General features: G+C 62.1%; 23 protein-coding genes and 1 riboswitch. Of the genes, 21 read left to right on the forward strand and 2 right to left on the reverse strand.

What is annotated here, in order from left to right; all coding sequences use genetic code 11:
* The first annotated feature begins 398 nt into the window (after positions 1-398).
* The 3 genes from AC6R19_RS18450 to AC6R19_RS18460 all read left to right on the forward strand — a co-directional run bounded on the left by AC6R19_RS18450 (position 399) and on the right by AC6R19_RS18460 (position 4,240).
* Positions 399-1,151 (forward strand): sulfite exporter TauE/SafE family protein, encoded by a 753-nt coding sequence (locus AC6R19_RS18450; RefSeq protein WP_500581325.1) that lies wholly within the window; start codon positions 399-401, stop codon positions 1,149-1,151.
* A 10-nt stretch (positions 1,152-1,161) separates the two neighbouring features.
* Positions 1,162-2,529, forward strand: coding sequence for a sulfoacetaldehyde dehydrogenase SafD (gene safD / locus AC6R19_RS18455; protein WP_500581326.1), 1,368 nt, complete (start codon positions 1,162-1,164; stop codon positions 2,527-2,529).
* A 139-nt stretch (positions 2,530-2,668) separates the two neighbouring features.
* On the forward strand, positions 2,669-4,240 hold the full coding sequence (locus tag AC6R19_RS18460) for a thioredoxin domain-containing protein (RefSeq protein WP_500581327.1): 1,572 nt from the start codon (positions 2,669-2,671) through the stop codon (positions 4,238-4,240).
* A gap of 54 nt (positions 4,241-4,294) precedes the next feature.
* Here the strand turns inward: AC6R19_RS18460 and AC6R19_RS18465 are convergent, their stop codons facing one another.
* A complete protein-coding gene (locus tag AC6R19_RS18465) occupies positions 4,295-5,221 on the reverse strand; it encodes an SGNH/GDSL hydrolase family protein (protein ID WP_500581328.1) in 927 nt (308 codons plus the stop codon).
* Between the two features lie 301 nt (positions 5,222-5,522).
* Positions 5,523-5,621: riboswitch (TPP riboswitch) on the forward strand.
* Between the two features lie 82 nt (positions 5,622-5,703).
* Here AC6R19_RS18465 and thiC point away from each other — a divergent pair.
* From thiC to AC6R19_RS18510, 9 genes are all read left to right on the forward strand, one after another.
* The gene (gene thiC, locus AC6R19_RS18470; protein WP_500581329.1) at positions 5,704-7,629 is read left to right on the forward strand and encodes a phosphomethylpyrimidine synthase ThiC; all 1,926 of its coding nucleotides are present in this window, start codon (positions 5,704-5,706) and stop codon (positions 7,627-7,629) included.
* Positions 7,630-7,769: 140 nt separating this feature from the next.
* On the forward strand, positions 7,770-8,843 hold the full coding sequence (thiO, locus tag AC6R19_RS18475; protein ID WP_500581330.1) for a glycine oxidase ThiO: 1,074 nt from the start codon (positions 7,770-7,772) through the stop codon (positions 8,841-8,843).
* On the forward strand, positions 8,843-9,043 hold the full coding sequence (gene thiS / locus AC6R19_RS18480) for a sulfur carrier protein ThiS (protein ID WP_500581331.1): 201 nt from the start codon (positions 8,843-8,845) through the stop codon (positions 9,041-9,043). The genes thiO and thiS overlap by 1 nt, the downstream gene beginning before the upstream one ends.
* 14 nt (positions 9,044-9,057) lie before the next feature.
* Complete coding sequence (locus tag AC6R19_RS18485) at positions 9,058-9,864, forward strand: thiazole synthase (RefSeq protein WP_500581332.1); 807 nt, start codon at positions 9,058-9,060, stop codon at positions 9,862-9,864.
* Positions 9,865-9,873: 9 nt separating this feature from the next.
* Entirely contained in the window at positions 9,874-11,412 is a 1,539-nt protein-coding gene (gene thiE, locus AC6R19_RS18490; protein WP_500581333.1) for a thiamine phosphate synthase, read from the forward strand.
* 88 nt (positions 11,413-11,500) lie between these two features.
* Positions 11,501-12,253, forward strand: coding sequence for a HesA/MoeB/ThiF family protein (locus AC6R19_RS18495; protein WP_500581334.1), 753 nt, complete (start codon positions 11,501-11,503; stop codon positions 12,251-12,253).
* Between the two features lie 6 nt (positions 12,254-12,259).
* Entirely contained in the window at positions 12,260-12,634 is a 375-nt protein-coding gene (locus tag AC6R19_RS18500) for a c-type cytochrome (RefSeq protein ID WP_500581335.1), read from the forward strand.
* 26 nt (positions 12,635-12,660) lie between these two features.
* Positions 12,661-13,683, forward strand: a complete 1,023-nt coding sequence (locus AC6R19_RS18505; protein ID WP_500581336.1) for a Vgb family protein — start codon at positions 12,661-12,663, stop codon at positions 13,681-13,683.
* A 158-nt stretch (positions 13,684-13,841) separates the two neighbouring features.
* Positions 13,842-14,312 (forward strand): Dps family protein, encoded by a 471-nt coding sequence (locus AC6R19_RS18510; protein WP_500581337.1) that lies wholly within the window; start codon positions 13,842-13,844, stop codon positions 14,310-14,312.
* A gap of 41 nt (positions 14,313-14,353) precedes the next feature.
* Here AC6R19_RS18510 and AC6R19_RS18515 read toward each other — a convergent pair whose 3' ends face one another.
* Positions 14,354-15,241 (reverse strand): LysR family transcriptional regulator, encoded by an 888-nt coding sequence (locus AC6R19_RS18515; protein ID WP_500581338.1) that lies wholly within the window; start codon positions 15,239-15,241, stop codon positions 14,354-14,356.
* A 334-nt stretch (positions 15,242-15,575) separates the two neighbouring features.
* Here AC6R19_RS18515 and AC6R19_RS18520 point away from each other — a divergent pair, with 334 nt between their 5' ends.
* From AC6R19_RS18520 to AC6R19_RS18560, 9 genes are all read left to right on the forward strand, one after another.
* Positions 15,576-17,552: an acetoacetate--CoA ligase gene (locus AC6R19_RS18520; RefSeq protein ID WP_500581339.1), complete on the forward strand. Its 1,977-nt coding sequence runs from the start codon at positions 15,576-15,578 to the stop codon at positions 17,550-17,552.
* Between the two features lie 361 nt (positions 17,553-17,913).
* Complete coding sequence (locus AC6R19_RS18525; RefSeq protein WP_500581340.1) at positions 17,914-19,155, forward strand: nucleotidyltransferase family protein; 1,242 nt, start codon at positions 17,914-17,916, stop codon at positions 19,153-19,155.
* 21 nt (positions 19,156-19,176) lie between these two features.
* Positions 19,177-19,452: a PqqD family protein gene (locus tag AC6R19_RS18530; RefSeq protein ID WP_500581341.1), complete on the forward strand. Its 276-nt coding sequence runs from the start codon at positions 19,177-19,179 to the stop codon at positions 19,450-19,452.
* Positions 19,449-19,886, forward strand: coding sequence for a lasso peptide biosynthesis B2 protein (locus tag AC6R19_RS18535; protein ID WP_500581342.1), 438 nt, complete (start codon positions 19,449-19,451; stop codon positions 19,884-19,886). Before AC6R19_RS18530 ends, AC6R19_RS18535 begins: the two co-directional genes overlap by 4 nt.
* Entirely contained in the window at positions 19,883-20,824 is a 942-nt protein-coding gene (locus AC6R19_RS18540) for a hypothetical protein (RefSeq protein WP_500581343.1), read from the forward strand. The genes AC6R19_RS18535 and AC6R19_RS18540 overlap by 4 nt, the downstream gene beginning before the upstream one ends.
* Positions 20,821-22,572, forward strand: a complete 1,752-nt coding sequence (locus AC6R19_RS18545; RefSeq protein ID WP_500581344.1) for an asparagine synthase-related protein — start codon at positions 20,821-20,823, stop codon at positions 22,570-22,572. Before AC6R19_RS18540 ends, AC6R19_RS18545 begins: the two co-directional genes overlap by 4 nt.
* Positions 22,572-22,712: a hypothetical protein gene (locus AC6R19_RS18550; RefSeq protein WP_500581345.1), complete on the forward strand. Its 141-nt coding sequence runs from the start codon at positions 22,572-22,574 to the stop codon at positions 22,710-22,712. Before AC6R19_RS18545 ends, AC6R19_RS18550 begins: the two co-directional genes overlap by 1 nt.
* Positions 22,713-23,179: 467 nt before the next feature.
* The gene (locus AC6R19_RS18555; RefSeq protein ID WP_500581346.1) at positions 23,180-23,560 is read left to right on the forward strand and encodes a hypothetical protein; all 381 of its coding nucleotides are present in this window, start codon (positions 23,180-23,182) and stop codon (positions 23,558-23,560) included.
* 67 nt (positions 23,561-23,627) lie between these two features.
* On the forward strand, positions 23,628-25,439 hold the full coding sequence (locus tag AC6R19_RS18560) for an autotransporter assembly complex protein TamA (protein WP_500581347.1): 1,812 nt from the start codon (positions 23,628-23,630) through the stop codon (positions 25,437-25,439).

The following is a 25,439-nucleotide window of genomic DNA, read 5'->3' on the forward strand; positions in this document are numbered from 1 at the left end:
AGTGAAACGCAACATCGCCGATGGTAGTGTGGGGTCTCCCCATGTGAGAGTAGGTCATCGTCAGGCTTCTAAATAAAGAAAGGGCCACCCAAACGGGTGGCCCTTTTTTTTTGTTTAGAAGCCTGGCGACGACTTGGTGCCGAACACCTTTGTGACAAATCGGCGGGACTGCCGATTTGGACAGCCGAAGGCTGCCCGAAGGAACTGCGGCACATGGATACCCAAAGCCCGCCGATACCACCCCGCCAGATTTAAACTCCGGTCGCGGCCATGGGCCGCTCCTACAAGTGGTACACACACTGTCCTTATTTAACCGACCCAGGGCCCATGAATACTGGGTCTGCTTCCCGCCTCCAGATAGACTGCCCCGATCAAGAAACTCGACAACGAGGCTCAAATTGGCGGAGCTGGGGGAGATTCCCAATCTGACACTGGCGTTGCTGCTGACGGTGTGCGTCGCCAGTGCATTTATCTCCGCGGTTACCGGCGGGGCTGGCGGTGTATTGATGTTCGCGGCCCTGAACACGGCCATTCCGCTGCGGATGCTGGTTCCCATCCACGGCGCCGTGCAGCTGATGAACAATCTCGCGCGTATCTGGTATGTTCGCGGGCATATCCGCTGGGATCTGTGCGTTCCTTTCTTTATCGGCTGTACCCTGGGTTCCGCGGCGATGACGTTGGGCCTCGCGAGTCTTAGCTGGCAGCAACTGCCGCTGGCGCTCCTGGCCCTGCTGATCTTCTATACCGTATTCAAACCCAAAAGGCTGCCGGAGGTCCGCCTGGCGCCGCACAATTATTTCTGGGTAGGCCTGGCCACGGGCACCCTGGGAATTCTGGCCGGGGCAGTGGACCCGCTGCTGGCCGCCTTCTTTGTGCGCGGGGACCTGAGCCCAAAAGAGGTAGTGGCCAACAAGTCGGTGATGCAGGCGTGGTGCCACGCGCTCAAGATTCCGGCGTTTATCTATCTCGGCTTTGCCTTCTCCGATCATCTGGGGCTGATACTGCTGTTGACCTTGGCCGCAGTAATCGGCACCCGAGTCGGTGTGACGCTGTTGAACAGGCTGAACAGCGAATTGTTTTTCAAGCTGATGCGAGCGGCCCTGCTGGTTGCCGGTCTGCGGATCGTCTATCAGCTGGTCACAATGGGATAAGGTGTGCGACATGGCGGACTACCAGATACTGAACCCCTACAGCGGTACGCTGATCGAGGAGTACGATTTTGCCGGTCGGGAGGATGTCGAGAGGGCTCTGGCTTTGCTGGTCGGCGGCAGGAAGCTGCAACAGGCCACGCCGGCATTCGAGCGCTCCAATATCCTGCTGCGCCTGGCGCAGCTACTGCTGGAGCGCAAGGAGGCGCTGGCCGGCCTGATCACCGAAGAGACCGGCAAGACCATCAGCGACAGCCGGGTGGAGATAGACCGCGCCTACAACACGGCTTTGGCCAGTGCCATGGAAGCGCGCGGGATCAGCGGTGAGGCCCTGGACTCGGATGCCTTTCCGCCTCAGCGGGAAAAGATCGGTGTGGTGCTGTGGAAACCGCTGGGCACAGTCCTGTGCATTACCCCGTTCAACTTCCCGATCAATATTGCGATGCACAAGATAGGGCCCGCCTTCGCCGCCGGCAATACGATACTGTTCAAGCCGGGTCCCCAGAACAAATGCTCTGCGGAGCTGCTGGTAGAACTTTGCTATGCCGCCGGTATGGATCGCTCTGTATTACAGATGTCGATCCCCGACATTGACGCAACTGGCTATGCGGTGGCACACGCGCAGGTGCATGGGATCAACTTCACCGGCGGCACGATAGCGGCCAATGCGATAGCCGCGCGGGCCGGCTACAAGAAACTGTTGTTCGAACTGGGTGGCAACGATCCACTGATCGTGATGCCGGACGGCGACCTGGATGCGGCGGTCAAGGCGGCGATCAACCAGCGTTTCGCCACCGCCGGCCAGCGCTGTACCGCGGCCAAACGCCTGTTCGTGCATCGGGAAATCTACGACGCTTTTGCCGAAAAGCTGGTGGTGGCGACAGGGAAACTGAAGGTCGGCGATCCCGCCGAGGATGACACCTTCGTCGGCCCGCTGATTCACAGCGGGGCGGCGGATCAGGTGGAGCAGCGCATCCACGCGGCGGTGGTCGGCGGCGCCCGCGTACTCGCAGGCAACAGGCGCGAAGGCAATATTATCTGGCCGACTATCCTCGACAAGGTGGCGGACGACGCGGAACTGGTGGCTGACGAGACCTTCGGCCCGGTGATACCCCTGCGCCCCTTTGATACCCTCGATGAGCTGGTGGCACTGGTCAACAGTTCCCCTTTCGGCCTGCAGGCCGGCGTCTTCACCGGGAACCTGGCACTGGCCAAGCAGTTGTTCAACCAACTGGATGTAGGCCTGCTGGCGGTCAACGACGGCCCAGGGTTCCGCGCCGAGCATTTTCCCTTCGGAGGGGTGAAGGAGAGCGGCGTCGGGCGCGAAGGGGTGCGCTATGCGATACGGGAAATGAGTATCCGGAAAACCCTGGTGCTTTGACCGGAGTGTATTTACCCGCCGTGCCTGAAAGCTACTTCTCAATTTGAGGCTTTTATCCCGGCTGCATTCGCGGGAGTGTTTTCCCTCCTGCGCCTTGCTGCTAGCATGGCCTGGTCGCCAATAACAATAACACCAAGCCATGAGAAATCCCGGAACCGCGCCGCGATGGATCCTGCTTTTTTTTATCGCCCTCTGCCTTTCCGCCTGTTCAGAGTCGGAAAAAAACAGCGAAGTTACTAATCCCGGAGCCGGTTCCGCCCAGGTTGTTGCTCGCGTTGGCGAGCGCGAAATCACCGCGGCCGAGCTGGACGAGTCGCTGAAACTGGAGCTTCACGACCTGGCGCTGGCGGAGTATGAACTGCGCCTCAACAAGCTCTCGGAGCTTGTGCGCCAGGGCGAAGGCAAAGCTGAAATCTACCTGCCGGTGCCACAACCACCGCGCATAGACCTGCCGGAAAATACGCGCACTCCCCGGGGCAACCCGGAGGCGCCGATTACCATTGCCGTTTTCTGCTCCTACCAGTCACCGCACTGCAAGGCCATCCAGCCCGCACTGCGCCGACTGGCGGCTGAATATGTCGGGTGGGTCAAGCAAGTAATATACGACCTGCCGCTGAAGTTTCACCGCGAGGGTGTTCCCGCGGCCATGGCGGCGCGCTGCGCAGGGGAACAGGAGGCGCTCTGGAGTTACCAGGATGGGCTCTACGCATACACCGGCAAGCTCAGCGAGGATATCTACCGGCAATTGGCGGTGCAGGCAGGTCTGGAGCCGAGTGCGTTCAGACGCTGTATGCAGGCCGCGCCTTACCGGAATGAAATCAGTTCCGACGCGGCGTTTGCGTCCGATCTGGGCTTGAGAAATGTGCCGGTGGTATTTATCAACGGGCTCTATATCAAGGGGCCCCGGGAATACGACCACTATGCGATGTGGGTCGAGAAGGAACTGCGCCACCTGGGTGTCCCGAAAGGGCAGCGACACACCTGGGCCACGCGCCGACAGCCGGGCAAGGACCTGCCCGTTACGGAATTGCCCCTGGCTCTGGTGGGTGTCAGTCTGTCAGATAAGGCGGAAAACTCGAGCGCGTTGATCGAGGTGGAAGGAAGCCGGGCGACGGGTTTTCCCCGGGGTGGCGAAATTTTGCCCGGTGTGCTGCTGCGCGAGATCCACCAGAATTTTGTCGTGCTCGACAATCGCGGGGAGAGAGAAAGGCTGCCGCTGAAGGGCGAGGAGGCCACCAGGGTTCCGCTGACCGCGACGAGGGAGAGAGACGAGGAAACCCTGCGCCGCATCGAGCAGCCGCTGGGAGAGGGCAGCCGCAAGCTGGTCGAGCCATCTGGAGTCTTGCCCCTGGGGCGGGAGTGGCTGGAGCGACAGTTGCAGAATCGCGCTGCCCTGGAGAAGAAGTTCGTCGAGGCGGAGATGGAGGTGGAGGGGCACCACCTGCTGCGCCTGGAAGGAATCGCGGACAGCGAGTTCTTTACCGCGCTGGGGTTTGAGGAGAATGATGTGCTGCTGCGGGTGAACGACAGTTGGGTGCACAGCGGGCAGAACACCCTCTGGCAGGCCCTGACCAGTGGCCAGGTGGTGGACGTGGCCTTTATGCGCAACGGCCTGCCGCAGCGGCTGCAGTATGTTGTCGAGGAGCGGGGCTATTTCGAGGAGGAAAGGGAAGGGGAATCCGGTAATAGCGAACAGGATGATGCGGATTGAACCGGGCTTCGGGTATTCGAAGCCCAGTGTTCACCGTATCCGTGGTCTGGCTGGTTACTTATCCGGGTTGCCGCTCCACAACAGATCGGCCACTGTATTCTGCCCCTGAATACTGGGGTGGAAACAGTCCCCTCCATCGATATCGTCCTTGCCGAACTGGAAGGTGCCCGCGTTCAGGTTTTCCTCGCCGTTGTAGTCGGCCACCACTTCCACGCCGTTGATGCCATTATAGCTGGCAGCTTCCTCGGCGAGGATTTCGTTGTAGCGCCGCTGCGCAGCATTGATACCGGAATAGCGGGTAGCGAAGTCCTCGCCGTTCATGGTGTCGCCGTTGGTGGCTATGCGGCAGATACTGTAGCTGGACCAGATATTCTCGCAGTCAACTCCGGAATCAGAAGCCTGCTTCTCCAGGCCCGCAGCACGCAGGTCCTGTACCCGCGGCACTGAGCCCAAGAGTACCGTCGAGCCGTTGGGCAGACCCGCCACCAGCTTGTCCAGTCCGGCCTGCACCGCGGAACGCCATTCGCTCTCGCTGTATAGCGGATCGCCGCAGTTGGCCGGATCGACACAGTCGCGGTTGCAGATATCGTTGCCGCCGAGTACCACCTCCACATGGTCGGGCACTGTGGTTTGGGCCAGTATCTGGTCCGCCTGCACCGAGAAGTTGTTGTCACCGCCGCGCATCTCGGAGCCGGACTCGGCGGCATCCTTGTTGGCGGCAACATTGGGATCGAGCGCCTTGTATTTGTCGTGCACGCTGGTTACCGAATCATCCCAGCCGTCAAACCAGGAATGCTCCGGCTGGTCTCCGCCCAGCAGGCAGAACAGATCCCAAAAATAGCGATTGCGGGTACAGTCCGCGCCGAAACCCATGGTGATGCTGTCGCCGGCAGCGGTGGCCTTGGCGGGCGCCGCCGACGCCTGGCCAATGGACATGAGGCTCAGGACCACTGCTGTTACTACACCGTATTTCTTCCACATTTTGTTGTCTCCCATCCGGCTTCTGAAGAAGCCGTTTATTTTTGTCATTGCAATTCGGGTTACTACGGTGAACGCGTTGCAGTGTAATCCCCCGGCTGGTAGCGGCCTATGTGAACGAATCGGACTGATTGGTCAGTTTTCTGGATTTTGACCTGGGTTTTACTTCTGTCGCGCTATGCAACAGGCGCTGGCGCGAATTTAAATCCGGGGGAGTGGCAAAACGGGCGGGGACAGGGGCGAATTGGAAGGGGCCTTGTGAGTGGGCTCCTGTTCAAGCCAGCGGCCTTCTACTATACTCGACCACTACTTGTCGGAGTGCCTGTGGGCTGAGATCGCTGTCGCGAGATCCGTTGAACCTGATCGGGGTAACCCCCGCGGAGGGAACAAGGTCTGAAGTCGCATACATTATAAAAATGTGCGATTTTTCTCTGTCTGCCCCTGGGCGCTGCGGCGTCAACCATCCGCAAGCCACAGGGGTAAGCATGTCTGAGATCACCGAGCAGCCCAGCCGCACCGCAAAGTCCTCCCGCGCCGCCAGCCGCGATTCCGCCAAGGAATTTCTGGATAACCTCACCGCGCAGTCTTTCCCCAATTCCCGCAAGGTCTACCTGCAGGGCGGCACGCCGGATATCCGCGTGGGCGTGCGGGAGATCTGCCTCGGCGACAGCGTCGTCGGTGGCGATGAACAGAATCCGCTGCTGGAGCCCAATGCGCCACTGCGGGTCTACGACACCTCCGGGCCCTACTCGGACCCGGAATACAGGATCAATGTGCACGAGGGACTGCCCAGGCTGCGCCAGGCCTGGATAGAGGCCCGCGACGATACCGAAGTGCTCGATACCCGCCAGGCCGCCTACAGCCAGAAGCGCATGGCAGATCGGGGCCTCGACCATATCCGCTTCGAAAACCTGCCCTCGCCACGCAGGGCGAAGACGGGCCGAAATGTGTCGCAGATGCACTATGCGCGCCGCGGCATCATCACCCCGGAGATGGAATTCATCGCCGTGCGCGAGAACATGGGCCGCGCCCGGATCGCCGATGCGCTGAAGGAATCCCACTACCAGAAGGCCCGCGACGGCATCTATATCCCGGAGGAGATCACCCCTGAATTCGTGCGCCGCGAGGTGGCCGAGGGCCGCGCGATCATCCCGGCGAATATCAACCACCCGGAACTGGAGCCGATGATCATCGGCCGCAATTTCCTCTGCAAGGTCAATGCGAATATCGGCAATTCCGCGGTGACCTCCTCCATCGAGGAGGAGGTGGAGAAGCTGGTCTGGTCCACCAAGTGGGGTGCGGATACGGTGATGGACCTGTCCACCGGTGCCAATATCCACGAGACCCGCGAGTGGATTCTGCGCAACTCGCCGGTGCCCATCGGCACCGTGCCGATTTACCAGGCGCTGGAGAAGGTCGACGGCATCGCCGAGGATCTCAACTGGGAGGTGTTCCGCGATACGCTGATCGAGCAGGCGGAGCAGGGCGTGGACTATTTCACCATCCACGCCGGCGTATTGCTGCGCTATGTACCGCTGACCGCGAAGCGGGTGACCGGCATCGTCTCCCGCGGCGGTTCCATCATGGCCAAATGGTGCCTGGCGCACCACAAGGAGAATTTCCTCTATACCCACTTCGAGGAAATCTGCGAGATCATGAAGGCCTACGATGTCAGCTTCAGTCTCGGCGACGGCCTGCGCCCCGGCTCCATTGCCGACGCCAACGACGAGGCCCAGTTCGGCGAGCTGCACACCCTCGGCGAGCTGACCGAGATCGCCTGGCGGCACGATGTGCAGACCATGATCGAGGGGCCCGGCCACGTGGCCATCCACAAGATCAAGGAGAATATGGATGAGCAGCTGAAGCACTGCCACGGCGCGCCTTTCTATACCCTCGGCCCGCTGACCACGGATATTGCGCCCGGCTACGACCATATCACCTCCGGTATCGGCGCGGCCCTGATCGGCACTTACGGCTGTGCGATGCTCTGCTATGTGACTCCGAAAGAGCACCTGGGTCTACCCAACAAGGAGGATGTAAAAGAGGGCCTGATGGCCTATAAGATCGCGGCTCACGCGGCAGACCTGGCCAAGGGCCACCCCCGCGCGCAGCAGCGCGACGACGCCCTGTCCAAGGCCCGCTTCGAGTTTCGCTGGGAGGACCAGTTCAACCTGGGCCTGGATCCGGAGCGCGCGCGCACCTACCACGATGAGACGCTGCCGAAGGAATCCGGCAAGGTTGCGCATTTCTGCTCCATGTGTGGTCCAAAGTTCTGTTCGATGAAGATCACCCAGGACGTTAGGGCCTATTCAGAACAGCTGGGGGCTGCCAAGCAGGAGGCGGAGAAGGGCATGGAGGAGATGGCGATCAAGTTCAGGGATATGGGGAGTGAGATTTATCACAAGGGCTGATACTTGACCGCCACATACGGAATGCATTGGGCTTTCTACCGTCGTTCGTAGCACCGGCCCGGGCTGGTGCGGGTTTCAGGCCTTTTGGTGCGCACGGCGCACCCTACGGCACCACACAGAAAAACCGCTGGAAAAGTGTTGTGACAAATAGCAATTTACCCCGAATCGCCATCGCCGGTGGCGGCCTGATGGGTCGCCTGCTGGCCTGGCGGCTGTCGCTGCAGGGGCTGGACATCACCCTGTTCGAGGCGGGCGACCTGTCGACGCCCAGCGGTGCCTGCTGGACCGCCGCCGGCATGATCTCGCCGCTGTCGGAACTGGTGCACAGCCAGCGGGACATCTACGAGCTGGGCACTCGCAGCCTGGCGCTCTGGGCCGACTGGGTGGAAAGGCTCGAGGCCCTGAGCGAGCGCCCGGTGGAATTCCGCAGCGCCGGCAGCCTGCTGGTGGCGCACGGGCGGGACAGGAGTGAGCTGCTGCAATTCCAGCGCGAACTGGCCGGCAAGCTGGATGGCGATATTGCCGACCACGTGCAGTCGCTCGATGCTGCCGGTTTGCAGCAACTGGAACCGGCCCTGGAGAGTTTCGAGCGGGGCCTCTACCTGCGCGGCGAGGGCGATATCAACAACCGCCGCCTATTGCCGGTACTGCTCAGCGTATTGCGCCAGCAGGGTGTCGGCTTGAAAGAACGGACGCCGGTGGAGTGCGATGGCTACCGGGTCGAAAGTCAGGAAGGCAGCGCGCAGTTCGACTGTGTGATCGACTGCCGCGGCCTGGGCGCCAGGGCGCAGGTCGATGGCCTGCGTGGTGTGCGCGGGGAAGTGCTGGTGGTGGAGACCCGCGAGGTGGAACTGCAGCGCCCGGTGCGCCTGCTGCACCCGCGCTACCAACTCTACGCGGTTCCGCGCAGCGACGGCCGCACGGTAATCGGGGCAACGGAGATCGAGAGCGAGGATATGTCCCCCATCTCGGTGCGCTCCACGATGGAATTGTCCTCCGCGCTCTATTCACTGCACCCGGCCTTTGCCGAGGCACGTATCGTGGAGACGCGGGTCAACTGCCGGCCGGCCACGATGGACAATATGCCCCATATACACAGCGAGCCGGGGCTGGTGCGGGTCAACGGGCTCTACCGCCACGGTTATCTGCTGGCGCCGGCGCTGGCAGAGAAAGTGGAAAAATTGGTCACAGAACAGGTTTTACAGGTAGCTTGATGCAGATTTTTGTCAACGGGGAAGGGCGGGTTATCGAGAGCCCCACTGACCTCAGCAGCCTCCTGCAACAGCTGGGATATAGCGGCGACACCTTTGCGGTGGCCGTGAACGGCGATTTTGTCCCGCGCGCGGACTATCGGCGCACGGAAATCAAGGGCGGCGATACCCTGGATGTGGTGGCGCCGGTAGTAGGCGGATAGCAGGGCGGCTGAGCATGACTGATCAACTGAATTTATACGGCAAGACTTTTACCAGCCGCCTGCTGGTGGGCACCGCCCTCTATCCCTCGCCGGCGATCATGCGCGAATCGGTGCAGGCCTCGGCAGCGGAAATCATCACACTCTCGCTGCGCCGGCAGAACCCGGAACAGCAGCGGGGCAAAATGCTGTGGGACTATATCCGCGATTCCGGCTGCCAGCTGCTGCCGAATACCGCCGGCTGCAAGACGCCGCGGGAGGTGATCGCGCTGGCGGAGATGTCGCGGGAAATTTTCCAGACCGACTGGCTCAAGCTGGAGGTCATCGGCGACGACTACAACCTGCAGCCGGATCCCTACGGCCTGGTCGAGGCGGCGCGGGAACTGGTGGCGCGCGGCTTCAAGGTCTTGCCCTACTGTACCGACGACCTGGTGGTGTGCCGCAAGCTGCTCGATCTGGGCTGTGAGGTGCTGATGCCCTGGGGCGCGCCCATAGGCACAGGCCAGGGATTGCTTAACAAATATAACCTGCAGACGCTGCGCGAGCGCCTGCCGGACGTGCCGCTGATTATCGACGCCGGCATAGGCGCGCCCTCCCAGGCGGCGGAGGCGATGGAGATGGGCTACGACGCCGTGCTGCTGAATACCGCCATCGCCAAGGCGCAGGATCCGGTACTGATGGCGCGGGCCTTCAGGTTGGCCATCGAAGCCGGCCGCAGCGCCTACGAGGCGGGCCTGATGGTGAAGCGCCAGACCGCGAGTCCCAGCACGCCCACCCTGGACATGCCCTTCTGGCAGCAGGCCGACAAGGCGTTACAGGATTGAAGAGTTGTGATGCAAAACGTTTCCCCGACTCACAGACCCATTGTCTGGTCCATCGCCGGCAGCGATTGCGGCGGCGGCGCCGGCATACAGGCGGACCTGCTGACCTTTGCCGATCTCGGCTGCCATGGCTGCACAGCGATCACCGCAAACACTGCACAGAACACGATGGAAGTAGTAGCCATCAACGCGGTGCGCCGGGATGTACTGATCTCTCAGCTGGCAGCGCTGCAGCGCGACCTCTTCCCCGCGGCCATCAAGATAGGCCTGCTCGCCAACGCCGAACAGGTCGCCGCCGTGGCGGAGTTTCTCTGCGCGCTGCTGCAGATCAAAAAGGTGCCCATCGTCTACGATCCGGTGGCCGTGGCCAGCAGCGGCGCGATACTGACCGAGGGCAGCACCGGTGAAGTTGTTGTGGAAAAACTCTTTCCCTTGTGCGACCTGGTTACGCCCAACCTGCACGAACTGGAGTGGCTGGCCCGCGCCCCGGTGGGAGACGCCGGGCAGATAGTGAGCGCCGCGCAGCAGCTGAGGGCTAGCGGCTGCGGCGCCGTGCTGGTAACCGGTGGCCACGGCGAACTGGTCGCCAGGGAAATCGCCGATCTCCTGTGGGACGGTGACAGGGCCGACTGGTTTATCGGCAAAAAAATTACCGGTAACCACCACCACGGCACCGGCTGTACACTGTCTTCCGCCATCGCCGCCTGCCTGGCGCTGGGCTATCCGCTGCGGGATGCCTGCGTGGTGGCCAAGGCCACTGTGCAGCGCGGACTGCGCCTGGGGAATACCGGCGGCATCGGTTCCGGCGCCGGGCCCGTGGGACACTGCGGCTGGCCGACCGAACTGCAGGACTTCCCCGAGATACTGCTGCCCAATGAAGAGCGGGCAGCGGCCTACGGCTACTCCCGAAGCGCGGACGGCAGGGCTTTCGTGCAGGGTTTTGCCGCGCCCGATACCTCGGCGCTGGGACTCTACCCGGTGGTGGATTCGGTGGAGTGGCTGCAGAAGCTGGCGGAGCAGGGCGTGCGCACGCTGCAACTGCGGATCAAGGATCCCGGCGATGACCTTCGCGGGCAGGTGGCGCGTGCGGTGGCCGTCGGTGAAAAATACAACTTGCGCCTGTTTATCAACGACTACTGGCAGCTGGCGATAGACTGCGGCGCCTACGGCGTGCACCTGGGGCAGGAGGATCTGCAGGGCGCGGATCTGGCCGCGATCAAACAGGCCGGCCTGAAGCTGGGTATCAGCACCCATGGCTTCTATGAACTGCTGCTCGCCTATCGCTATCGCCCCAGCTACCTGGCCATAGGAGCGATATTCGCCACGGACACCAAGGATATGAGCGACCAATTGCAGGGCACGGAAAAACTCGCGCGCATGGTGGCGCTGCTGCCGGATTACCCGCTGGTGGCCATCGGCGGCATCAACCTGGAGCGGGCGCCGGCGGTGGCGGCGACCGGTGTGGGCAGCATCGCGGTGGTCAGCGCAGTGACCAAAGCGGGGGACTACAGGAGCGCCACGCAACAGCTTCGGGCTATCATCGAGCACTGAAGGGAATCTCTAAAAATCGCTACCTTGGCTCCTGCCGTAGGGTGCGCACGGCGCACCCTACGTTCGCAATTTATAGGTACCCTGAATTATGTTGAGCCGAAAAGAACTGCAGCGCTACAGCCGCCAGATAATGCTGCCCCAGGTGGGCGAGGTCGGGCAGCAGAAGTTGTCCAATGCGAAGGTGATGATTGTCGGCCTGGGTGGCCTCGGCAGCCCGGTGGCCCTCTACCTGGCCGCGGCGGGCCTGGGCGAGCTGCACCTGGTGGACGGCGACCAGGTCGATATCTCCAACCTGCAGCGGCAGATTCTCTACAAGACCAATCACCGCGACAAACCCAAGGCCCAGGTGGCGGCGCAGCAACTGGCCGCAGCCAATCCGGAAATCCGCATACACGCCCACCCCCGCATGGCGGATGAGGCCTGGCTGCGGGACAGGGTGCCGGAAATGGATCTGGTGCTCGACTGCACCGACAATCTGGAGATTCGCCACACGATCAATCGCGTCTGCCGCGACGCGGGGCGGCCGGTGATCATGGCCTCGGTGCGTGGCTTTTCCGGGCAGCTGATCAGCTTCGATTTTTTCACCAGCAGCTCCCCCTGTTACGCCTGCCTGTTTCCGCCGCGGCAGCAAGAGGAGATACAGAACTGCTCCACCGCCGGTGTCATAGGTCCGGCGCTGGGGGTGATCGGCAGCATGCAGGCCCTGGAGGCGCTCAAGTTTCTGCTCGGCCTGCCGCTGGCCAGCCTGGCGCGGCTGCAGCTGTTCGAGGCGGAGACCCTGGAGTTGCGGCCGCTGCAATTGCAGGGCGATAATGACTGCCCGCTATGCAGTCAGAAATAAAAAGCAGTGAAATCGACAGCAAAGTTTTTTCTACTGGCGACACTCGCGACGGTGACCGCGCTGGCAGGCTGTTCGCGCGACGGGACGCCGGGCAGCGCCGCCGTTGCCGCCGAGCCCAAAGCACAGGAATTGAGCCAGGCAGCGGTCCGGGAAACTTACCTGCGCAGCTGCCACAGTTGCCACGGCAGCGGCGTCGCCGGCGCACCCCGCACCGGCGATGCCAATGCCTGGGCGCCGCGGCTGGCCAAGGGCATGGATGCGCTGGTCGCCAGCGCGATCAACGGCTATCGGGCGATGCCGCCGCGCGGCCTCTGCTTTGACTGCGATGAGGCCGAATTCGCCGCACTGATTCGATATATGGCCAATACTGAACCGGAGTAAACAGACATCGACGACTGGAGTCAGCCATGTGCGCCTCTTCCCGGCGGTACCGTCTCTCCCTCCCTTCCATTCTCGCCTTCATTTCTCTTCTGTTGTTCTGCGCCGATATCGCGGCGCAGGATACATCCCTGCCGGACAAGCTGGCACTGAACGAGTGGAAGGTGCCCTGGGCCGGGCGCCCGCGGGATCCCTTTGTGGACGGCGAGGGCTATGTCTGGTTTTGCGGCCAGGCCGGCAACTATATCGGCCGCTTTGCACCGGTCAGCGGCATCTTCAAGCAATTCTCCGTACCGGATAACTCCCATCCGCACAACCTGATCGTCGACGATGAAAACCAGGTCTGGTATGCCGGCAACCGCAACGCCCATATCGGCCGCCTGAATCCGGAAAACGGTGAGATAAGGCGCTTTGCGATGCCGGAAGGGGTCGAGGACCCCCACACCATGGTATTCGGCGGCGACGGCAATATCTGGTTTACCGCCCAGAGCAGCAATCGCGTCGGCCTGCTGGATGTCACCAGCGGCGAAGTGCGGGTGGTGGCGCCGCAGACTCCCCGGGCGCGCCCATATGGCATCAAGATGGATGGCAAAGGCAGGCCCTGGATAGCACTGTTCGGCACCAACAGGCTGGCCTGGGTGGATCCGGCGACCATGGCACTGACCGAGATAGTGCTCCCCCGCGCCGATGCCCGCCCGCGCCGGCTGGAGATCGATGGTGGCGGCAATATCTGGTATGTGGACTATGCGGAAGGTTACCTGGGCCGCTATATACCTGAAACCAAGAAATTTACCGAGTGGAAAATTCCCGGCGAGTCGCCACGCCCCTACGGCACGGTCCTGGACGACAGGGGGCGTCTCTGGATCGCCGATACCGGCGCTATCCCGAACCGTATTCTCGCCTTTGATATGGTGGCGGAAAAATTTGTCAGCGAGAGCCGGGTGCCCAGTGGCGGCAATATACGGCATATGGTTTTCAACGGCGAGGACGGCAGCTTCTGGTTCGGGGTGGATACCGGTTACCTGGCCCAGGGTGTGCCGAGGACTAACTGATCGAAATCCGGCTAGGCTTGCAGAATATTACCATCGCTTTCCTATAGTCATTATTTATGGTTTCTATTCTTTAAATAAATTTTTTAATCACTGTTTGGCAGGATACCCTAACAGTCAGAGAGTCATCTGATCCCGAAACTCAAATGGACGAGGTTGTTATGAGCAAGATCGATATTGGCATTGGCGAGCGTGATCGCGAGAAGATCGCCGACGGATTGAAGCACCTGCTGGCGGACACTTATACCCTGTACCTGCAGACCCACAACTTTCACTGGAACGTGACCGGGCCCCTGTTTCGCGAGCTGCACCTGATGTTCGAGGAGCAGTACACCGAGATGGCGGAAGCGGTGGATGACATCGCCGAGCGGATTCGCACCCTGGGTGTGCCGGCACCGGGCACCTACGAGGCGTTCGCCAAACTCAGTTCCATCAAGGAAGTCCCGGAGATTCCGCCGGCGGAGGAAATGGTGCGGATACTGACCCGCGGCCACGAGCAGGTGGTAAAAACCTGCCGCGACGTGTTCAAGGCAGCACAGGAAGGCGACGACGAGTCCACCATCGCCCTGGTCTCCGACCGTATGCGTGTGCACGAGAAAACCGCGTGGATGCTGCGGGCCACGTCGAAATAGGCGCAGTCCTTCGCAGCGAGGGGCGAACGACGGAGTTGCCCCTAGCTGTTTACGGCAGTCAGCAAGTCCAGGAAAGCTTTGGCCGGTGCGGAAATCGCGCCGCGGCTCTTTACCAGTACACCCACCTCCTGGGCGACCACCGGCGCCGACAGCGGCAGGCACACCAGGCCGCAATCCCGCATCTGTCCCTCACACAGGCTGGGCACGGCACTGACGCCCAGCCGGACTTTCACCAACTGGCCTATGGTGCTCAGCTGGTTCGCTTCGCACAGCAGCTGCACCGGTTTGCCACAGTGGGCGAAGGCCCCGTCGGTCCAGCGGCGCACGGCGGAGCCCCGGTTCATGGCGATAAAGGGCTCCGCCGCCAGATCGCTCCAGCGCACCGATTTCCTGCCCGACAGTGAGTGATCCGGCGGCACGGCGGCGACAAAGCGGTCGCGATCGAAGGGGGTGAATTCCAGTCCGCCCAGGTCGTCCGGCCGAAAGCTGATTCCCAGTTCCGCGCGCCCCTCCTGCACCGCCTGCAGCACCCGCTCCATCACAATATCCTCCAGCAGGATGTTGATCTCCGGGTGCAGCCGGTGGAAATCCGCCAGCAGCGCCGGCAGCCGGTTCAGGGCGAAGGCGGGGATCACCGCCAGGGACAGCTGGCCCCGCTGCAGGCGGAAGCGCTGCTGGATCGCGTCCAGGGACTGGTCCCAGCTGTGCAGCAGCTGCTCCGCCCGGCCCAGGAACTCGCGTCCCTCCGGCGTCAGTGCCAACTGGCGGCTGTCGCGGCTGAACAGGGGTCCGCCGGCGGCCGTCTCTAGGTTGCGTATGGCCACCGACAGGGCCGGCTGGGAGATATGCAGCTGCGCGCTGGCCTCGGCCAGGCTCCGGGTGCGCGCGACTGTGGTGAAGGCGCGGAGTTGTTTGATGGTGGCGCTCACGAACTCTCCTGTGATTCGACGCCCCGCTCTTGTTCCCCTCTCCCGCTCGCGGAAGAGGGGCCGGGGGAGAGGGCTTTGTAGGAGCGGCGGGGCGGCCATCCGCCCATGGCCGCGATCGGGCTCTCAGTTCACCCCGGACATCGATCGCGGCCATGGGCCACTCCTACAGGCGCGATTTCAATAATTAAGTAAAATTTAACAAATATAAGAAAGTTTAAAATAGTTTTAACTGTCAGACCAAGGCATGATTGCCCGAATCGCGTCCGCGCGAATAATGGTCAACCATTGAGAACTATAAATCTTGAGAACAAGCGAACGGACAAGGTCAGTTGAGATGAACAACAACAACGCCCAGCTCCTGTGGCAGCCCACCGCGGAAGCCATACACGCCACCCAGATGGACCAGTTCCGTCGCCTCGTCAACGAGCGCCACGGCCTGGCCCTGGCGGACTACGCCGAGCTGCACCAGTGGTCGGTGGACGAGCGCGAGCAGTTCTGGAGCGATCTGTGGGACTTCACCGAGGTGATCGCCAGCGAGCGTGGCAATGAGGTCCTGGGAAGGGACACCATGCCCGGCGCCGAGTGGTTCCCCGGGACACGGCTCAACTTCGCCGAGAACCTGCTGCGCTATCGTGATGAGCGGATCGCCTTGGTGGAGCGGTTGGAGAACGGTAGCCGCCGCCAGCTGAGCTATGCCGAACTCTACCGGCGGGTGGAGCGCCTGGCCGCGGCCCTGACCGAGCAGGGCGTGGAGAAGGGCGACCGGGTCGCCGGCTTTATGCCCAATATCATCGATACCGTGGTGGCCATGCTCGCTACCACCAGCCTCGGCGCCATCTGGACCTCCTGCTCGCCGGACTTCGGCATCAACGGCGTGCTGGACCGCTTCGGCCAGGTGGAGCCCAGGGTGCTCTTCGCCTGCGAGGGCTACTTCTACAATGGCAAGACCATCGATTCCCTGCCGCGCCTGGAGGAGATAGTCGCGCGCATCGACTCCATCGAGAAACTGGTGGTGGTGCCGGTGGCGCGCAGCGGGTCGGATACTGCCGCGGCCATCGAATCCCTGGACAAGGCCGTCACCCTGGAGTCCTTTGTTGACTCTGCGCCGGAGCGGGCGCTCACCTTCGCCCAGACCGAATTCAGCCACCCCCTCTATATCATGTATTCGTCCGGCACCACCGGCGTGCCCAAGTGCATAGTTCATGGTTCAGGCGGCACACTGCTGCAGCACCTGAAGGAGCACCGGCTGCACTGCGACCTGAAGCGGGACGATACGCTTTTCTACTTCACCACCTGCGGCTGGATGATGTGGAACTGGCTGGTGAGCGGCCTGGCCTGCGGCGCCACCCTGGTGCTCTTCGACGGCTCGCCCTTCTACCCGGCGGCGGAGAGTCTGTGGGATATGGCGGACGAGGAGAACATCAGCGTCTTTGGCACCAGTGCCAAATATATCGCCGCGCTGGAAAAATCCGGGCGCAAGCCGCGCGAGAGCCACAAGCTGGAGAAGCTGCGCGCGGTGCTCTCCACCGGCTCGCCCCTGGCCCACGAGGGCTTCCGCTATGTCTACCGCGACATCAAGGAAGACGTCTGCCTGTCCTCCATCTCCGGCGGCACCGACATCATCTCCTGCTTCGCTCTCGGCAACCCGACACTGCCGGTCTACGCTGGCGAGCTGCAGTGCCGGGGCCTGGGCATGGCGGTGGAAGTCTGGAACGACGACGGCCAGGCGGTGGTCGGGGAGAAGGGCGAACTGGTGTGCTCGAAATCCTTCCCCTGTATGCCGATCGGCTTCTGGAACGACGAGGACGGCTCCAAATACCGCGGCGCCTATTTCGAGAACTGGCCCGGTGTCTGGGCCCACGGCGACTATGCCGAGATCACCGAACACGGCGGCGTGATCATCTACGGTCGCTCCGACGCAGTGCTGAACCCGGGCGGTGTGCGCATCGGCACCGCCGAGATCTACCGCCAGGTGGAAAAGGTGGAAGAGGTGCTGGACAGCATCTGCATCGGCCAGGACTGGCGCGACGATGTGCGCGTGGTGCTCTTCGTGGTGCTGCGCGAAGGCGTCGAACTGGACGATGAACTGGTGCAGAAAATCCGCAGCACGATACGCGCCAACACCACCCCGCGCCACGTGCCGGCCAAGGTAATCCAGGTGGCGGATATCCCCCGCACCATCAGCGGCAAGATCGTCGAACTGGCGGTGCGCAATGTGGTGCACGGCAAGCCGGTGAAGAACAAGGAGGCACTGGCCAACCCGGAGGCACTGAAGCTGTACGAAAACCTGCCGGAGCTGGCACAGGACTGACTGTAGATACTCTACTGCATACCAAGTAATTTATTGGCGTCATACCGGCGCCGGCCGGTATCCAGTTCTGTGGCACCTGGACTTCCAGCCTGCGCCGGTATGACGAGAGAACAGCGAAGGGGCGGACACAATGTTCCCCCCTGCGATTCTACCGACCACTGACCGAATACCCTTTAATGTGCAGCCTGCTTTTGCAGCTGCTAACTTTCTCGGGTCCAAGGCAAGATTTGTCCAACGGCGAATAGAAGACCTGGTCGATCATGGCAAGCGTGTTTGCGAGATTCCGCCGGAGTTTTAAAGGTCGGCGTTTCACCGTAAGATAGGCGGCCACCGGGCCAGATAATGCCACATGTGGAATAACATGACATTCATGGAAGAATGCTCAAGCCCTCAACGCTCTGAGGCGATGGCGGGTACAGCGCCGCTCGCCCCCGGCGAAGCCCTGCTGGCAACCGTCATCGCATCCCGCTGGGATGGCGAACGACTGACGCGTATCCCCCAACGCCTCCAGTGCTGTACGCCTGCCCAATGGCGGCAAGCCCTGGCTTGGCATGGCCTGGCCGGCATCGTGATGAAAAAACATGCCGATGCCCTCCACTGCCTGCCGCCTGCATACCGGGATGCGGCGCGGGAACTCCATATAGCACATGCGCCGCGGGTACTTCGTCAGCTCCAGGCCCTGACCCAGGCTTCCACCGCGCTGACAGCGGCCGGCATACTCCACGTGCCGCTCAAGGGGCTGCTGCTCTCGCAAGCACTCTACGGTGATATCGGCGTCTGGCAAGGCGCTGACGTGGATATTCTGATAGACCCCTCACAATTTAACCAGGCGTTCACCGCATTGAACGAGGCGGGTTTTATCAGTCAATTTGGCCAGCCGCAGGACCCAAGGGAAGTGGCCATGCTCCTGCGCGCGGATCATCATATGGTGTGGCTGTCCCCAAGTGGGCAGTGCGTGGAGCTGCACTGGCGAAACGAACCCTCGATGACCCGCTCACTGCCGCCGCTGGGCATGCTGCGAGACGAGCTGCAAAACGGATCCGTCGGAACGCTGAACATACAGGTCCTGTCTCGGCGGTTGCTCAGCCAAGCGGTTGCAGAACATGCGGTGCGGGAGGGGAGCAGCGGCTGGAAATGGGGCTACGACGTGCTGGAGTTGGTCTGTCAGGCTACTGGCGGACCACCGTGGCGCGAGGAAGCGCAACGAACACGGGCCGAACACCTGGCCCTTGCCATCATGGCGCGCAGGCTCGGGATTGCGGCCTACAAAGCGCCTCCCGCCATCCGCCGTCAAACCCCGATACTTGTTGCCTACAGCAAGGCTTTTCAATATAGGGCGCTCTGCGAGCGGGGTGCAATCGAACCGGGCAAGGCGCAGGCACTATTGTTGGCCATTCGGTTCAAGTGCCTGCACTATGTGACCCGCATGATGCTGGAAACGGGCTGGCGAAATCGCCTCCAATTGCATGCGAGATATTTTTCAATGGATCATGCCCCGACTCATGACAGGCTTTTTAGCCTCACTTCCAAATACCCCCTCCTCGCCATAGCATCGCGCGCTATTCGCCTGGCCCGGCGAATATTGGCAGCTTCTCTCCAGTAAATCGCTTCATGAGATAGGGATATGAGTGAGTCACTGCTTTACCTGCGCGATCCCGATGCGGTCTCCACTGAGCCCGAGCCCGGAAGGTGCATCTTATTGCAGCTGCAGACCGGCGCATACCATGCCCTGAACGCTTCCGGCACTTGCTTATGGAATGCACTGGTGGCGCCAAAAACTGTGGACGAACTGGTCGCCGCCCTGGTCGAACGCTTTGGGATCACCGATAAGCGGGCGCGGCAGGATGTCGCCGCATTCCTGGCCGCCTGCCGGGAGCGAAAACTGGTGGAAAGCCGGTGATTCAATCGCAGCGCTGTCAGAAGGCGGCCATGGCTGCCGCCCTTATCCTGTTATTGCCTGCAGCGTCTATTTGGCGAAAACGCAAGTTCCGATCCCGATTGCCTGGAACCCGGGCGCAGATCGAATCCACCCAACAATTCACCGTTGGCGCGCCCTATAAGTCCGGCACAAAAACACTGCACCAAGCGGCGGCGTCCATAGCTTGGCTCCAGCGCCACTCCCCAATAACGCTGAACTGCCTGAGCCTGGCCCTCGCCGCTAGCTGGCTGTTGAGCGTGCTGTCTCAGCCCTCAGAGATCCTGGTGGGTGTGCGCTTTGACAGCAGTGGACAATTCCAAAGTCATGCCTGGCTGCTCAGTCGAGGACGGGTCATCAGCGGCGGCCCACCAAACCGGGCCTTTTCCATCATCTGGCGCCTGGGGGTAAACCAGTGAGCGCACTATACCGACTGGGCGGATTGACCTTTCGCAGCCCCATCCCCTTGCCTGTAACGCGGCTCGCCACCAGCGAGGGTGTGGATGTGGACATTGCACTGCTCGCCACGCGGCTGGTGCCCGCATCGCGGCCCGACGGGCGGCTGCTGCAAGAGGTGGATTTCGGCGGCTGGCGGGTCAGCCTGAGTCAGCGAGAGCAGGATTTTTGCCTGCGCTACTGGGGCAAATTGGAGGCAGTTTACGCCGCCGGTGCTACGCGCATCACCCTGCGGCGGGACCCGGACTTTCCAGCCGGCATGCTGGAAGTGATGCTCGCCGCCAGCATCCTGGCGCCTGCCTTCAATCTGCGCGGTTATACCCCCTTACACGCCTCCGGTGTGGTGGTGGATGAGCGCCTGATCGCCATCATCGCCGCCAGTGGTGGCGGCAAGACTTCCGTCGCCGCGGCGCTGATGGCTGCAGGCGCCAGCCTCTGCACCGACGATTTCATGCCGCTGGCGGAGAGCGGCGGGCAACTGCTGACACACCCCTGTTCCCAATCCCTGCGCCTGCGTCAGGGCAGCATTGGCGAGGCCTTTCTGCCCGCCGGCGCAGCGACCGCCATCACCGCCGATGAGCGTATCCTGTGGCAGCCGAGTCGCCTGTGCTCACAACAACCATTGCCCATCCACAGCCTGCTGTTCCCGCGTTTTGTCGACGGCCAAACGCCTTCCTTATTGTCTCGCCTGGCGCCCAAAGAGGCCCTGCTGGCATTATTGGAACACGGTAAGCGCTCACTGGGCGTGCGAGATCCCCAGTGGCGCCGGCGCGACCTGGAGCGCCTGTCCAGGTTGGCACAGTCCACGCCGGCCTTTCATTTGAACCTGCGGCGCGGCCAACTGCGTCCCGAAGGGCTTATGGCTGCCGTTCAACAACTCAACGGTGGAGCGCCCCTGTGAGCCAGCGCCGCCCCTTCGCCAATATGCTGGCCTTGTGGCAGCCCAATCCTGCGCGGGTCGCCGAGGCTTGCCGGCGCCTTTCCGCCCTGGAGGGCGTCGCCCTGCCACCCGCTCCCGACGGCTGGGTAGTCGCCATCCAGTGCCTGCCGGGCACCCGAATTTCCGATGTCTACAATGCGGAGCGCGGCATTCTGTTACCGCAGGGCGCCGACCTGCTGCGCCCTCCCGGCCTGTTGGAACCCCTCTGGCAAGAACTCGCCAGAGACGCCCGGGATGCCACCCGCTACTGTGGGCAATTGACCCGAGGGGATTTTGCGCTTGCCGCTCTCCAGCCCAGGGGGGCCATCAATGTTGTGCAAACCCATGCCACGCTGATGCCATTGTTCATTGCCAGCCAGAAGGACTGGTTGGCCTGGTCGACCTCTTTGAACCTCATGGCCATGGCCTGCCCGGAAAGACCCGACATCGACCGCGCCATATTGGCCACCTGGTGCAATGCCTACCCACTATTTTTCTCTGGCCGTTCAATCCTCAAAGGCGTGGCGGAATACCCCAGGGGATCGCGGGTCAGGGCGCAGGTAGGCGGGGAGCCGAGCATCATCAACGGCGACACCGAGTTCCTGGGCCCGGAACTGGGGCAAGCCCACCTGGACCGCAAGGCCTGCGGCGAATGGCTGCGCGAGGCCGTGCTCGACAACCTCCGGCGGGACCTGGTCGCAGACGGCGTCAACTTACTGGCCTTGAGCTGCGGGCGGGATTCCTCCACCCTCGCCGCCCTGGTCCACCAGCACCTGAAGCTGCCGCTGACCACGGCGTCCCTGCTGCCGACCGATCCCGCAACGCGCGCCAGGGAACTGGCCTTCGCCGAACCCTCACTGCGGGGCCTGCCGGACGGGCAGCGCATCGTGCTCGACTGGCCGGACAGCCATTACCAGGCCAACATATTGGAAAAAGCGAAACCGTCCATCCAGCCGACGCTGCACCCCCTGCTGTGTGAAATGCCGGGCCTCCTGGAAAAAACAGCAGTGGATACCTACTTGGGCGGCGAGTTCTGCGACGAGCTTATCGGCGGGGAAGCCGTCTTCGACGAATGGTTGGCCGATGTTGGCCTTGTTTCCGCACTAAAAAAAGCGCCGATTATCACCCAGCGCGCGTCCCTGACCTGGAAACAGGTGCTCAGGTACCGTTTTGCATGGCTGGACCAGGCCATAAGCCGATTGCGCGGCCAGCCGGATCCGCGCTTGCTGCATACCGCCTTTGATCGCGCGCTGCACCAGGAGGTTCGCAGCCTGCTTGCCCGGGTCCTGGGAAGCAAAGACTCTCCCGCTGAGCGGATGCTTATTCGCTACCAGCGGGAATACGCCCCGATACTGACCATGAACTGGGAGGCTTGCACCCGGCTGGGGATTCGTCGCAGCTTTCCCCTGGTCACCCGAGAAACCCTGTCTCTGCTGTGGAGCACGCGCGCGCGCCACCGGCTCGGCCCGCGTACCAAAGAACTCTTCACCGAAGCCTTCAAGCCCCTCGCACCCCAGGCTGGAGTGGAACGCGCCGACAAGGGCCTATGGGGTGGAGTTTTGCCGGAAGGGAAGGCAGCGGAGATCGACTTCTCAGACCCGGCAGCGCTGGCGCCAAACATCGATCAGTTAATACCCGGGCGTGAAAAAGTGCATCGACAAAGGCGGATTGTTGAACTCCAGAAAAAACTGGTCTATGTTCTGGGCAATGCCACTTGGGGAAACAACTAATGGACACCTCTACCGACATGGAAAACAATACTGGCGTCAGCTACTCAAGCCCCGAAATCGAAGACCTGGGGCGTTTGGCGGATGAAACCAAGGGAATAGCTGGCGGCGGAGACGACGCTCTTCTTCTCGGCTCTGCCTGAGTTTTCTTCATTTGTGCCAGCTAATCGGCCGTGATAGGTTCGCAGACTGCGGAAGCCCGCCTCGGTAAGGGCTAACGCCTTTCCGGACCCTTCGCTCGCACCTTGCCACACTTGGTGCAGGCTAACTTGCCGGCACTGTGATGGGCGGTGGCTTCCAGATCATTGTTAGCCAGCCGTGCCTTGACATCCTTCGCCTCCACGGTATCTCGACACCCCCGTATTTGCGGTACAGTGGTGCATCAGTCATGCTCGGTGACTCTGAGCTTCCCGCGCTTGCTCTTATCCGCCCTACGGGTCAATCCTATGGCTCCCCTGCTCCGGGGGCTTCTTGTCAGCCTTGCCACCCGGTCGGGCTTTATTTGGGCGAACAGAAGGTTCGCCCCTCCCACCCACCGACTATCCAAACGTCATTCAATAAGGCGCCAATCTGAGCTACCCTAAGGCAACGCAATAAGAATCACGGATGAATGCCGATGGTCACATATCTCTACTGGGCGGCGGTGATCGCCCTGGTCGTATTGTCCCTCTTCGCCGGCAGCCGCCTGGGCAGTCTCAAGATAGGCGGCATAGCCGCCTTGATCATTTTCCTGATCGGCTGGTTTGCCTACTACTTCCACTACGAGCAGGTATTCGTAAAGCGCTTCGGTGGCGTCATGCACATCTCGGTGCCGAAGGGGCACCGGCATATCAGCGCCACCTGGAAGGAGGACAACCTGTGGATCGAGAACTACGATCCCCAGACTAATCAATGCATCTTCTCCGAGTACTCCAAGGGCAACCTGCTCGAGGGGCGGGTGATCATTCGCGACTGCAATCCGCTGCAGGATCAGTCTGCCCCGCGCCCCTAGGGCCCGTGGGGCAACTTATTGATAAAACAGGAATCGGAATCCCAGTCGCTGACAACGGATAGGTCCTTTGCGAGTTTTCATAGGTATCCTGCTGGCTGCTCTGTTGCTGTCACCACTGCAGCCGGTGCGCGCTATTCCCTTTTTTGACCAACTACCCAAGTTCAAGCTGCGCGTGCAGGACGACCCAGCGTTGCAGGACTGGCTGCGCGAGGAACTGGAGAAACTGCGCAAGGGCAGCAGCGTACTCAAGAGCTACGAGGACCCGCGCGACGTGGCCCGCTACGAGCGGGGCACCCTGGAGAAGCTGCTGCGCTCCCGTGGCTACTACGACGCCCGTGTGCGCCAGAATGTGGCGGACGGCGAGATCCTCTACCGGGTCAATCCCGGTCCCCAATACCATATCAAGAGTCTTTCCATCGCCATGCCGGAGCACCTGCGCCGCGGTTTCAGCGGCCTGCCGCTGCGGGTGGGGGATCCGCTGGTGGCGAGCAAGGTCCTGGACGGCGTCAAGGTCATCGAGAAGTACCTCAGCGAAAACGCCTGCCTGCTCAATATCGATGTCAGCTACCGGGCCTCAGTGATTCACAGTGAGGCCGCCGCGCGCCTCGAGTACCGCGTGGCGCCCAGTCCGGAGGTGACGGTGGGCGAGGTGCGCCTGGAGGGACTCACGGCGGTGGAACCGGACTACCTGAAGGACAAGCTGCAGATAGCCCGCGGCGAATGCTTCAACCGCAACAAGATAGATGCCGCGCGCCTGCGCCTGCTGCGCACCAACCTGGTTACCAGCGTCAACAGCCAGGTCTCCGAACCCTACGGGGGCGCGGTGGATATCACCTTCCTGGTCCAGGAGCGCCGCCATCGCACGGTGAAGCTGGGGGTGGGTTATACGTCGGATGAAGGCGCGGGCGTGTCTGCCGGCTGGGAGCACCGCAACGTCTTTCACCGCGGTGAGAGGATCGAAATCGAGAGCAAGGTAAATCCGGTGCGGCAGTCGCTGAAGGGGGAGCTGCTGGTGCCGCGTTTCCTGCGCAAAGACCAGAACTTTATCGCCAAGGCGGAACTCTCCGGCGAGGATACGGACAGCTACAATGCCGAGGCATTTACCGTCGGTGCCACAATCGCGCGCCAGCTCAGTAAGCACCGCACCGCCAGCGTCGGCGCCGAGCTGAAATTCAGCCAGGTGGAGGAAAAGGTGGAAGAGGAGGTGTTGCGACAGGGCGGCGGCAAGAACGAGAACTACCAGTTGCTGTCCTTCCCCCTGGGCATGAAGTGGGACACCACCGACAACCTGCTGGACGCCGGCCGCGGCGCCACCGCAGCCGTGGAGGTCAGGCCCTATGTGGACCTGGGCAACTCCAATATCACGTTCGTCAAAAATACCCTGGTGCTGACCGGCTACAAGACCGCCAGCGAAATGCGCTACGAGCCGACCCTGGCGCTGCGCATCAAGGCCGGGGCCATTTCCGGCATTCCCAACCTGGAAATTCCGGCGGATGAGCGCTTCTACGCCGGCGGTGGCGGCTCGGTGCGCGGTTACGGCTACCAGGCGCTGGGGCCGCGGCTGGTGATACCGCCGGAGGAGCCCGGCGGCGAGCCGACCCTGAGCGATCCCATCGGTGGTCGCGCCCTCAGCGAGATCTCCCTGGAGGGGCGCTTCCGCTTCAGTGACACCTGGGGCGGGGTGCTGTTCGTGGACGGCGGCAACGCCTACGCCGATCCCAGCCCGAGCTTCTCCGATCTCTTTTGGGGTGCCGGCTTCGGGGTGCGCTATATTACCTCCTTCGCCCCGCTGCGCCTGGATATCGCCTTCCCCCTCGACCAGCGCGAGGATATCGATGATGACTTCCAGATCTATGTGAGCCTGGGGCAGGCGTTCTGA

Source organism: Microbulbifer sp. SE14, assembly GCF_059834885.1.